General features: G+C 63.7%; 5 protein-coding genes. 4 read left to right on the top strand and 1 reads right to left on the bottom strand.

The features are described 5' to 3' along the window. Nucleotides 1-118 precede the first annotated feature (118 nt). From CGU34_RS09485 to CGU34_RS09495, 3 genes are all read left to right on the top strand, one after another. Entirely contained in the window at nucleotides 119-1,360 is a 1,242-nt protein-coding gene (locus CGU34_RS09485; RefSeq protein ID WP_100809640.1) for an IS256 family transposase, read from the top strand. 194 nt (nucleotides 1,361-1,554) lie between these two features. Continuing rightward, nucleotides 1,555-2,766 (top strand): hypothetical protein, encoded by a 1,212-nt coding sequence (locus tag CGU34_RS09490; RefSeq protein WP_198517741.1) that lies wholly within the window; start codon nucleotides 1,555-1,557, stop codon nucleotides 2,764-2,766. 125 nt (nucleotides 2,767-2,891) lie between these two features. Beyond that, nucleotides 2,892-3,158, top strand: coding sequence for a hypothetical protein (locus CGU34_RS09495; RefSeq protein ID WP_232711619.1), 267 nt, complete (start codon nucleotides 2,892-2,894; stop codon nucleotides 3,156-3,158). Here CGU34_RS09495 and CGU34_RS09500 read toward each other — a convergent pair whose 3' ends face one another. Continuing rightward, the gene (locus CGU34_RS09500) at nucleotides 3,159-3,839 is read right to left on the bottom strand and encodes a hypothetical protein (RefSeq protein ID WP_157811270.1); all 681 of its coding nucleotides are present in this window, start codon (nucleotides 3,837-3,839) and stop codon (nucleotides 3,159-3,161) included. Between the two features lie 285 nt (nucleotides 3,840-4,124). Between CGU34_RS09500 and CGU34_RS09505 the strand changes: the two genes are divergently transcribed. Continuing rightward, complete coding sequence (locus CGU34_RS09505; protein ID WP_100809674.1) at nucleotides 4,125-5,393, top strand: IS256 family transposase; 1,269 nt, start codon at nucleotides 4,125-4,127, stop codon at nucleotides 5,391-5,393. The last annotated feature ends 53 nt before the right edge of the window (nucleotides 5,394-5,446 follow it).

The following is a 5,446-nucleotide window of genomic DNA, read 5'->3' on the forward strand; positions in this document are numbered from 1 at the left end:
GGTGGCGTCCGGCAAGGTGGTGTACGGATCGGGTGACCGTGTCGCTGCGGACGTAGCGACGGTCACCGCGTGATCCTTCGAGAGAACTCTTCACATCCATCTCGAAAGGACCCCGACGATGACCGTCTCACCCCACGATATCGACCCTGCCCGCTTCCTCGAAGACCACCTCGCGCAGGCGTCTCCCGATCTGCTGCGGGAGATGCTCGGCACGTTCATCAACCAGCTGCTATCCGCGGACGCGGACCAGATCTGCGGCGCCGCTTACGGCACGATCAGCGACGACAGGGTGAACCGTCGCAACGGTTACCGCCACCGCGACTTCGACACCCGCGCCGGGACCATCGACGTGAAGATCCCCAAGCTCCGGCAGGGCACCTACTTCCCGGAGTGGCTGCTGGAACGCCGCCGCCGCGCGGAGGCCGCACTGACCACCGTGGTCGCGACCAGCTACCTCCTCGGCGTGTCCACCCGTCGGATGGATGACCTGGTGAAGACCCTCGGGATCACCGGGCTGTCGAAGTCGCAGGTGTCGGAGATGGCGCGCGACCTTGACGAGCAGGTGACCGCGTTCCGCACCCGGCCGTTGGACGCCGGCCCGTACTCGTTCGTCGCCGCCGACGCGCTCACCATGAAGGTCCGCGAGGGCGGCCGGGTCGTGAAGGTCGCGGTGCTGGTCGCGACCGGCGTGAACGCCGACGGCTACCGCGAGATCCTCGGTCTGCAAGTCAACTCGACCGAAGACGGCGCCGGCTGGCTGACGTTCTGGCGCGACCTCGTCGCGAGAGGCCTGACCGGCGTGAAGCTCGTCACGTCCGACGCACACGCAGGTCTGGTCGCAGCGATCGGCGCGACCGTCGGCGGGTCCTGGCAGAGGTGCAGAACCCACTACGCGGCGAACCTGATGAGCGTGACCCCAAAGTCCTCGTGGCCATGGGTGAAGACCCTGCTGGGCACGGTTTTCGACCAGCCCGACGCGGAGTCCGTGCACGCCCAGTTCGACCGCGTCCTGGACGCGCTCGAGCACAAGCTCCCCAGGTCGTTCGAGCACCTCGAGGCCGCACGTGAGGAGATCCTCGCGTTCACCGCGTTCCCGAAGAGCATCTGGCGGCAGATCTGGTCCAACAATCCGAACGAACGCCTCAACCGGGAGATCCGCCGCCGCACCGACGTCGTGGGCATCTTCCCGAACCGCGACGCGATCATCCGGCTCGTCGGCGCCGTCCTCGCCGAGCAACACGACGAGTGGGCCGAGCAACGCCGCTACCTCGGCCTCGACGCCCTCGCCGCCGCACGCCGCGTCGGCGAACCCACCACAGAGGAGGTGATCGAACCCGACCTTCGGGCCCTCACAGCCTGACCTCGACACGAGGGATCACACGATCACCGATACACCACGTCCCAGGACTTGACCACCTGCGGACGCTGGGGTCCCCAACGGGAGTCTTCTCTGAAGGGGAACAAGACAGCCGAGTGCAGCGCGCCACGCGCCTATTGATAGATCTGTTGGGAAGTCTCCATGACGAGTTGCTGCAAGCGACAATGAGAGACGACTTGATTGAGGACGCACGGTTTGTCACTAGAGCCGATGCCCTGCTGACGGCGATAACGTCGATCCGCCTCGTCGGCGATGTCCAGCACGAGCAGGAGATCGACACCACCCGGACCGCAGAAGGTCAACTGCAATTCGGCGTTTCCCCGTCTGGCCCGTCGCTTTCGGCCACCACCGGAGCTAGCGACGCGAACCGCACGCGGCCGCGCGAACAACGAACGGGCCGCGAGTCCCCCGCGCTGAATTTCGCAGACATCGCCCGAGCACTCCGTGAACTAGCGGAAGTGTTGGGTTCGCGTCGCATTTGGCTTCTCCTAGACGAGTGGTCCAGTGTGCCGCGGGACTTGCAGCCGTACCTCGCGGAGTTCCTACTCAGGTGCGTGTTGCCGCTTCAACGGTTCACGGTGAAGATCGCCGCGATCGAGCAGCAAAGTCACTTCCGAGAGGAGATCGGCGGTCGACTGGTCGGATTTGAGCTCGGGGCGGACATGGGAGCCCACATCAATCTGGACGACTATCTCGTCTACGAAGGTAATGAAGAACGATCACGCGACTTCTTCTCCGCGCTGTTCGCTCGGCACGTCTCAGCAATCGAGGCGGAAAGGGGTTCCGGCGTCTCCTTCACCTCCAAGAGTTTCATTCGAGAGGCCTTTGTAGACACTCGTGCGTTTGACGAGCTAGTGAGAGCGGCGGAAGGTGTACCGCGCGATGCGCTCTATATCGCGGCGCGGGCGGGCGCGCGTGCAGGCCAGAATCCGGTATCGGTTCCTTCAATTCGGGAGGCCGCAAAAGATTGGTTCCAAACGGATAAGTCGAAGCCGCTCGAAAGCCGTGAGCAGGCACACTCTCTCCTGAACTGGATCGTGGAAAAGGTTATTCGGGGCAAGCGCGCGCGTGCGTTCCTCGTGAAAGAAACCGACTCTCACAATTCTCTGATTCTTGCTCTCTTCGATGCGCGGGTGCTACACCTGGTTCGCCGGGGCTATTCGGCGCAGGATGATCCTGGCGTCAGGTACAACGTGTGGAGCATCGACTACGGCGCGTACGTCGACCTTTTGCTGACAAAGAACGCGCCAGCGGGGGCGCTCGCGATAGGCGATAGCGAAGATGACTATGCGCCGGTTGACGTGCCGAGCCAGGATCTGCGCGCTATTCGCAGAGCAATTCTCGATCTCAGTGACTTCGAGTCCGCTGTCGGGGGACGGATGTTCTAAGTCGGGTGGATCGGTGTCCCCGTCTCGGCGTAGCATCGTCACCTGGCGTGGCCGGCGCCTAACACGGGGAAGGGGCGCCGGCCATCGGGACGAACAAGCGCTATGCGGCGCAGCTGGATCGACGCATGGACGAGCGGATCGCCGCGACTGTCGCCGCCGACAAGCCGCTGCAGTCGCTGACCGAGAAGGAACTGCGGCTCGACGTCTACCCGCTGACGACGTCGCCGCAGCCGCTCGAGGTGCTCGCGTGGGTGAGGTTCGGGGCACATGCAATGCAGGTGCGAGCTCGCGCGGTCCGGTGGACGCAGAAAGCGGTCGGCATCGAGTTCACCATCGGCGAGATACAACACCGAACCTGGGTGTGGGCGAACGCGGTCGACCGGGTTCAGTAATCAGCGCGCGTTCGCGTCGCTATCCAGAGCTACGCGGAGTAGGTCTGCGGCAAGCATGTACGTCCAGGACACGCAGGACTCGGCCTCGGCCGCGCTTACCCGTGTATGAACACCTTTGCTTGCGAGATCGTCGAGCGATTTGAGTCGAGTGCTCAATACGTTCAAGTTCGAGATCAGCAGATCAGCGTGTGTCGAACGGCGCTTTTCCTGCCGCACGTACTCGATCAGCCGATTGCGATAGTGGTCATCGTCGAGGGATACAGTCAGGCCGTCTTCGGTCTTCGTTGGACTCGTCGGCGGGAACAGAGCATCAGCCAGAGCCTTGATCGTTCGTCGACATGAGCCAGCCGCTTGGCTGAGCGCTTCATGGTCTCCCGTCGCGAGGCGCTCCTGTGCAGACTTCAGCGCATCGAGTGCCGCAGGCACGCGGCGGCCAAGTTCAGCCTCGACGAACGATCGACCGGCCGCGACCGCATCAGGGATATCTTGTCCGGCCAGGATCTGCGCTTCCACCTCGATCAGATACGCGAACGACGCCGTCTTGATCCGCTCTAAGATCTGTTGCTGCTCAGCGATGATTGGGCCAAGCTTCGCCCTTACTCTGTCCCGTTCAATCGAGGCCAACCCGGTATCCAGCGGCGTCATACCGGGAGTTATCGCCTCGTCGTACATCTTCAGCATGGATGCAGTGTTCGTTTCGATGCTCGACACGGCACCGCCCAACACCGAATCGGTTCCGCGTGACGTCGCACTCCGTCGCGTAATCAGACGTTCAGTTGCTGCATCACGTTGACGCTCCGCTTCCTCGCGTCCAACGAGAGCAATTAGACGGTTGAGGACCAAGGAAGTTGGGTGCGTCTCGTAGCTTGGTGTCAATTCCTGCGGGGTTCTCGTCGTCGTTGACGTAGGAGGGCCATCGTGGGATGACCAGTTGTTTCCGCCAAGAAGCAAAGAAGAGATCCCACGATGACCCAGAATCAGTCTGCCTTGACGACCCTGATCGCAGAAGTCCTCGCCGATCCTGACCTCGCCCATTCCGACGTGTTCCGTCGGATGCTGCAGGCGGGGCTGCAGGACCTTGTTGACGCGGAAGCGACCGCGAAGATCGGCGCGGCCCGTTACGAACGCACGGCGGAGCGCACCACGCGTCGCAACGGTGCTCGCGCGAAGACGCTCGCCACGCCCGCGGGGGAGGTCGACATTCAGATTCCGAAGCTGCGGGAGGGGTCGTTCTTCCCGAGCCTGCTCAGCCCACGCCGCCGTGTCGACAAGGCGCTCTACGCGGTGATCTGCCAGGCCTGGATCGACGGAGTCTCCACCCGCAAGGTCGACCAGCTCGTCCGCGCGCTGGGCAACGACACCGGCATCAGCCGGTCCACCGTCTCCCGCATCTGCTCCGAGATCGATGAGGTGGTGCACGAGTTTCTGCACCGCCGGCTCGATCACACCTGGTTCCCGTACCTGTTCCTGGACGCCACCTACCTCGACGTGCGCCACCGTGGCCGGGTTCTCTCCCAAGCCCTCATCGTCGCGACCGGGGTCAGCGGCGACGGCCGTCGGGAGATCCTCGGGATGGCTCTCGGCGACGCGGAGACGACGGACTTCTGGACCGAGTTCCTCCGCTCCCTCCGCGACCGCGGTCTGAAAGTCTCCACCGACACAGACCCGCTCGGCGTGACCCTCGTCACGTCCGACGCTCACGCCGGCATCAAAGCCGCCGTCAAAGCGATCCTCCCCGGATCGGGCTGGCAGAGATGCCGCGTCCACTTCGCTCGTAACGTCACCCAGAAGCTCGGATCGGCACGCTCCAAGCCCGTCAACGCGCTGATCTCGACGATCTTCGCGCAGACCACCCCCGAGGCCGTGATCGCCCAGTATCACCAGGTCTCCACGTCCCTCCGCGGGTCGTTCCCGGAGATCGCAGACATGCTCAATGCTGCCGAAGCAGACCTCACCGGATTCGCGCCGCTCCCGCGTGAGCATTGGCAGAAGGTCTGGTCCAACAACCCGATCGAGCGCCTCAACCGTGAGATCAAACGCCGCGCCGACGTCGTGCAGATCTTCCCCGACCGCGACTCCGTCACCCGCCTCATCGGCGCCGTCCTGCAGGAGCAGCACGAGGAATGGCAATACGGTGAACGCCGCTACCTCTCCGACATCTCCATGCGCAAACTCGTCCACACACTCCAAGACCACGCCGAGCCTGAGCGCCCCGACCTGTTCCTCACCGCCTGACCCTCACCCATCAAGGAAGCAGCCGGATTGACACCACAACACGGGACTTGACC

Source organism: Microbacterium lacus (assembly GCF_002812805.1).
Lineage (GTDB): Bacteria > Actinomycetota > Actinomycetes > Actinomycetales > Microbacteriaceae > Microbacterium > Microbacterium lacus_A.

Coding starts and splice junctions, on each gene's coding strand:
- CGU34_RS09485 (WP_100809640.1), top strand. CDS start 119: ATGACCGTCTCACCCCACGATATCGACCCTGCCCGCTTCCTCGAAGAC.
- CGU34_RS09495 (WP_232711619.1), top strand. CDS start 2,892: ATGGACGAGCGGATCGCCGCGACTGTCGCCGCCGACAAGCCGCTGCAG.
- CGU34_RS09500 (WP_157811270.1), bottom strand. CDS start 3,839: ATGCTGAAGATGTACGACGAGGCGATAACTCCCGGTATGACGCCGCTG.
- CGU34_RS09505 (WP_100809674.1), top strand. CDS start 4,125: ATGACCCAGAATCAGTCTGCCTTGACGACCCTGATCGCAGAAGTCCTC.